Genomic DNA, 5,601 nt, shown 5'->3' on the forward strand with positions numbered 1-5,601 from the left:
GCCACAACATTTACTACATATAAAACCTTCAGACCATTTTATTTTGGCTAAATAAGCCTTACAAGCTTCATCATTTGGTAGTTCTTTTATAAAACTCAGTATATTTTGACCTTGAAAAACATCCATATCTGTTATAGTTAAGGACACTAAGATACAGAAACTAAATGACTAACTCGGAAAGTTTTTATTATTTGTAATTTTAGTGTTTATAGGACTTGCTCGATCTGAAAGAATGGCTGTTTGGGTTTTTTTTCTCAGAACAAGCATCTCAACTAAAAGTAATGATTCATGCCTAATTTCGATCTTGTTTTAAAGCATTTAACATTATTGTTACTGGGTGCTTAGCTCTAATTTTAGTTCCATCGTAAATTTGATGACGACAACTTGTACCAGGTGCTGATATTTGCACTTCTCTTGCTGTTTTTCTAATCTCAGGAAACAATACCAATTCGCCTATTTTCATTGATAAGTCGTAGTGTTCTTTTTCGTATCCAAAAGAACCTGCCATACCACAACAGCCACTTTTAATTTCTTCTGCTTTGTAGTTTGTTGGAAAGCTAAGCATTTCTAAAGTGTTTTTAGTAGATGTTATTGCTTTCTGATGACAATGACCATGAAGGCGGGTCATGTTTTCGGCATCGGTAAAGCTGTCTTTTGTGATACTTCCTTTTTTTACTTCGCGAATAAACCATTCCTCGAAAAGAAGAGAGTTTTTCCCTAATTTATGAGCTTCGACTTGTAATTCTGTTCCGACCAAATCGGGGTATTCATCTCTGAAACCAAGAATTGCAGATGGTTCGAGACCTATTAGTGGAGTTTTTTCGCTAACAATATCTTTAAGCAGTGTTACGTTTTCTACAGCAAGTTTCTTTGCTTGGCGTACCATTCCTTTACTTAGGAAAGTACGTGCAGAATCCTTGTGTTTTGGGATTACAACTTTATAACCCAAAGTATTTAATAAGCGTATTGCATGTATACCTACATCAGGATCGTTGTAGTTTGTAAACTCATCGTTAAACAAGTAAACTTTACCTTTTAAACCTGTATCCTGCGTTAGTCTTTTATGATATTTTGTAACGGTTGCACTATGTACATGTGGAATCTTGCGTTTTGGAGAAAACCCTATAATAGACACCAATGCTGGCCCTATTATCGGCATGCCTAATACGAAATTTGAAATTACAGAAATTGGGCTTAATATTTTATTTACCAAAGGATTGTAAGCAATAATTTTTGTTCGGAATGGAATTCCATTCTCGTCGTAGTAATGTTGTAAGAACTCGGTTTTCAACCTTGTAATATCAACGTTTGATGGGCATTCCGATTTACAAGCCTTGCAACTTAGACACAAGTCCATTACATCGTATATTTCTTTGTGGTCTAACGCGTTTTTACCTTCAGGTGTACGGGACATATATTCTCGTAGGACATTGGCACGAGCCCTTGTTGTTTGACTCTCGTTATTAGATGCTTGATAACTAGGACACATTGTGCCGCCAATAATATGACTTTTTCTACAGTCACCAGATCCATTACATTTTTCAACTGCTTTTTGGAATCCTTCAGTTTTAGAAAAATCGAATACTGTTTCTATTTTGTGTGTTGTGTACTCTTCATCATAACGCAAGAATGTATTCATCGAAGGAGTATTCACAATCTTACCTCTATTGAAAATTCCTTTAGGGTCCCACGAATTTTTCAGTTCTTTTATTAGTTCGTAGTTTTTATCACCAATCATGAAAGGGATAAACTCTCCTCTCAGTCTACCGTCGCCATGTTCTCCACTTAACGAGCCTCTAAATTTTTTAACCAGTTTTGCAAAGTCTGTAGCCACAGTTTTAAACATGACCCTACCTTCTTTTGTTTTTAGGTTTAAAACTGGGCGTATATGTATTTCTCCTGTAGAAATATGTGCATAATAAACTACATCAAGTTTTCGTTTCTGAAGAATTTTTTCAACATCTTCTAGGTAGGCTGGTAAATCTTTAGGTCTTACTGCAGTGTCTTCAACCACCGGGGCAGGCTTGGCATCGCCAGGCATGTTTCCTAAAATTCCAAGTCCTGCTTTACGCAAGTCCCAAACTTTTTTTACTCCATCGTTTATTATTAAAGGGAAATGATAACCGTAACCTTCAGCTCTCATCGCAGCTTCCATTTGCTCGGCAACCTCTTCTAATTCCTCTTTAGAGTTTTTACTGAATTCAACAATTAAAAGAGCACCAGGGTTTCCATATATGAAAGTACTGTTTTCAGCCTGTGTTTTATTTTTTTTAGCAAGGTTAATTATTATGTTATCCATTAGTTCAATAGCATTTGGTTTGAACTTTAGAGCTATAAGATTTGCTTTTGCTGATTCGATTACAGTTTCTAGATGAATACAAACTAAACCTACATGTTTTGGGGGTAATTCTTCAAGATTTACCTTCATCTCTGTAGTGAAAGCGAGTGTGCCTTCACTGCCAGATAGTAGTTGGTTGAAGTTGAAAGGTTTCTTTGAATCAGAAAAAACTTGGTTGTCAATAAGCATATCTATAGCATAACCTGTATTTCTTCTTAAGATCTCTTTATCGGGAAATTCTTTGCCTATTTCTTTGACAATCTTCTTGTTAGAAAGCATCTTGTAAATATCATTGTACAATCTGCTTTCAAGTGTGTCACCTTTAAGCTTTTCTTCGAATTCGGCTTTTGTTAAATTCTTAAATTCAACTTCCGATCCATCACTTAAAAGTACTTTAGAAGAAATTATGTGTTCTCGTGTACTTCCGTGAATAAGAGCATTTGCTCCACAAGAGTTATTTCCGTGCATACCTCCTAGCATACAGCGGTTTGCAGTAGATGTTTCGGGAGCAAAAAATAAACCGTGTTCTTTTACTGCAATGTTTAGTTCGTCTCTAACAACTCCGGGAAGAATAATAGCATATTTTTCCTTAGAATTTATCTCTATTATTTTATTGAAATATTTAGAAATATCTACAATTATTCCATTTCCAACAACTTGTCCCGCTAGTGATGTACCTGCTGCTCTAGGTATAAGATTGATATTATGGTTGTTGGCGAATTCAATTATGAGTTTTAAATCGCTATTGTTCTTTGGGCGAATAATTGCTATTGGTTTCTCACGGTATGCTGATGCGTCTGTTGAGTAAACAACTTTCTGTAACTCATCTAAAAATATGTCTCCTTCAATTCTATTTCCTAATCCTTCTAATTCTAGTTGCATAACTTATGTAAGAATGGTTTTTGAAAAACAAATATAATTCAAATATGTAAGTCTTGTCTTTGAAAAGTCTTTATATTCATTGAAATCACCGATGCTCTAAGGTATAATTTATAGGGAATATTAGTTGGGCTTATTTCGGTTTATATTTGAAAACTCAGAGATTAAAGAACAGCGAGAGCCATTGCTTAGGGGGCAAATAAGTATTTTATTTTCTGCTTTAATTTAAACCTCAAAGAATGAAGTTTACATTTATTGAGATTTGATTTAAAGCTTAATAAACACATTAAATTTTTAGAACTAAAAAATACTTTGTTGTTTGACGCAACCTTTTTTAATATTTATACTCTTAATAATAGTATGAAGTATAATTAATTATAAAAAAAAATTATGAAAAAACTATCAATCTTGTTTGCGCTATTATTTGTTTTATCCTCATGTTCTGATGATGATGATGACTTCAAAGATTATTCTGAAGAAAATGAACTAGAGATTATTGACTATATCGCACAAAATGAATTAGAAGCAACTAGAACAAGTTCTGGATTGTATTATGTAATTGATGTAGAAGGAGAAGGAGAGCAGCCAACCGCAACATCTGATGTTTCTATTAAATACAAAGGAACATTAATTGATGGGACTGTTTTTAATGATACTGAAGGCGAAATTGTTTCTTTCAATTTAGAAACAACAATTCTAGGTTTTACTGAAGGTATGCAATATTTTAAAGAAGGTGGTAGCGGAATATTGCTAATTCCAGCACATTTAGCTTATGGAAGCACTGGCACTGCTTATGTTCCTGGAGGTTCTGTTTTAATATTTGAAATAGAATTGATAGACTACGAAAAAGAAAACGATCAGGAAATTGTTGCGTACTTAGAAGAAAACGGAATAACTGGAGCAATAAAAACAGAATCTGGGTTGTATTATTTAATTGACGTAGAAGGTACTGGTGAAACTCCAACAATCGATTCTGAAGTAACAGTAGCGTATATAGGAGCTTTTACTGACGGAGATGTTTTTGATGAAAGTAGTGTAAGCGGTTCAACATTTTACCTAGACGAAGTTATTGAAGGCTGGGGTGAAGGTATTCAATATTTTAAGGAAGGTGGTAGTGGAAAACTATTTGTTCCATCGCATTTAGGATATGGCATATATGATTACAGTACAATTCCTGGAGGATCTGTATTGGTTTTTGATATTGACTTGAAATCTATCAACGTCAGCGAGATATCCAAATAATAATATAAAAATCGAAGTCCTATTCTTTATTGAATAGGACTTTTTTTGATTCCTTTAGTTTATCTCAATTCTGCTAGCTGTAGTTTCATCCAATAAGCTAGTAACTTCACTTATTTCTGTATTTTTGAGAAGACACTCAGCGTACTTTTGCGTTAGACGAGAGCTGCTAATTAAAGCTCGGAGCTGTAACCGAGAGTCTCTCAATATTTATTACCCTAAAATCAGTTTTTACGAGTGTCTCAATCACACTTAGTAAACATACATTATTTTTTTTATTAAAAACTATATTAGTTCTGGGCTTGTTAGTATTACTAAACAATGAAAAAACACCTGTATCTATTCGGAAACGAAAATAAATAAGTAAAATTATTTCATTATTGAGTTAATTTACATGATTTTGTTGTTCGTTTTTAACGAATAACAATTAAAACCAAACGATAAAGAAGTGTTTTTAAGATATCAGGAATTTTAATGTATTATTGTGAGTAATTATAAATAAAGATTATGATATCAGGAATTATTGCAATTTTAGGAGGTCTTATTGCGGCTTCGTCTTTAATCATTTCTCAAAAACCTAATGCACAAGAATTATTAGACAAGCTTACGCCATACCAAGGTTGGATAGGTGTAATATTAACTTTTTGGGGTACTTGGGGAATCATTTTATCCGTATTAAATCTGGGGAATATTGGAATATCTTGGATTTTATACTTGGCAGTTTCTGCAGTAGAGTTTATTGTTGGATTTATTCTTGCTTACAGTTTAATTTCTAAATATTTATTAGAAAAAAACGAAACAGCAAAAGAAAAAGGTCAAAAACTACGTGCCAAATTAGTTGTTTATCAAGTGCCTGCAGGTATTGTAAGTCTTGTTTTATAGTTAGTGGGAAAATAATTATGAAAAAGAAAGAGTACCAATTAAAACTCCGTTTGTCATTTTAAATGTACAAATGGAGTTTTTTTGAAATGACACTAAATGAATTTCTGTTGGTTTTCTTCTTTTAAGACCGTTGCAAGGTACATGACAAAAACAAAGACCCAAACTTAGGTTTTATATCATTGTTTGTTAGCTTATTAAGGCGTATATATAAGTTATGAAACTACAAATAACACCTACTTTTGCAGATAGCATTTGTGACTTAC

General features: G+C 33.2%; 4 protein-coding genes. 2 read left to right on the forward strand and 2 right to left on the reverse strand.

Features of this window, described 5'->3' with window-relative positions; genetic code table 11:
* Positions 1-126, reverse strand: a 126-nt coding sequence (locus tag V5787_RS08460) for a transposase (protein WP_336891419.1), incomplete at its 3' end; no start/stop codon positions are given.
* Positions 127-292: 166 nt separating this feature from the next.
* Entirely contained in the window at positions 293-3,220 is a 2,928-nt protein-coding gene (locus V5787_RS08465; protein ID WP_336892809.1) for an FAD-linked oxidase C-terminal domain-containing protein, read from the reverse strand.
* A gap of 387 nt (positions 3,221-3,607) precedes the next feature.
* On the opposite strand from V5787_RS08465, the gene V5787_RS08470 reads away from it, so the two are divergent.
* Together V5787_RS08470 and V5787_RS08475 are read left to right on the forward strand one after the other, a co-directional pair.
* Positions 3,608-4,459, forward strand: a complete 852-nt coding sequence (locus V5787_RS08470) for an FKBP-type peptidyl-prolyl cis-trans isomerase (RefSeq protein ID WP_336892810.1) — start codon at positions 3,608-3,610, stop codon at positions 4,457-4,459.
* A 504-nt stretch (positions 4,460-4,963) separates the two neighbouring features.
* Positions 4,964-5,338, forward strand: coding sequence for a hypothetical protein (locus V5787_RS08475; protein WP_336892811.1), 375 nt, complete (start codon positions 4,964-4,966; stop codon positions 5,336-5,338).
* Positions 5,339-5,601: the final 263 nt, after the last annotated feature.

Source organism: Flavicella sp. (assembly GCF_037132785.1).
Taxonomy (GTDB): domain Bacteria; phylum Bacteroidota; class Bacteroidia; order Flavobacteriales; family Flavobacteriaceae; genus Flavicella.